This is a genomic window from Streptococcus sp. GMD1S (genome assembly GCF_000296875.1).
GTDB lineage: Bacteria > Bacillota > Bacilli > Lactobacillales > Streptococcaceae > Streptococcus.
The window spans coordinates 1-519 of record NZ_AJQY01000466.1 but is presented as its reverse complement, the minus strand read 5'-3'; the positions used below and the strand labels follow the sequence as shown (position 1 = coordinate 519).

1 protein-coding gene is annotated in these 519 nt (G+C 36.6%); it reads left to right on the top strand.

Features of this window, described 5'->3' with window-relative positions; genetic code table 11:
• The coding region (locus GMD1S_RS11320; protein WP_000574479.1) for a CorA family divalent cation transporter at positions 1 to 485 on the top strand (485 nt) is incomplete at its 5' end.
• Between the last annotated feature and the right edge of the window lie 34 nt (positions 486 to 519).

Here is a 519-nt window from a genome sequence, read left to right as displayed (position 1 = left end):
GTAAGGATGAAATCAGTGCACTTCTTCGTCAAAAAACAACTAAAAAAAATCTTTTTGCTCTCTCTGACTTGGAAACTGGTATGGTTTACCTGACTGCTGCTGCCAAACAAAATCGTCTCCTCTTGGAACATATCCAAGGACATGCCCTTTATCGCAGTTTTAACGAAGTTGAGAGAGAACAGTTTGACGATGCCATGATTGAAGCGCATCAGTTGGTTTCGATGACAGACTTGATTTCTCAAGTTTTGCAACAACTCTCAGCCTCTTACAACAACATCCTAAATAATAATCTAAATGATAATTTGACAACTTTGACAATTATCTCAGTCTTACTAGCTATCCTTGCGGTTATTACAGGATTCTTCGGAATGAATGTTCCCTTACCGTTTGCAAATGAACCAAATGCTTGGATTTATATTTTGCTAGCTAGTCTCATTTTATGGGTAGTCTTAGCCCAATATTTAAAGAATATTGCTAGAAATTAAAAAGAAAAGGAGCCAGAATGGCGATTGAAAATTA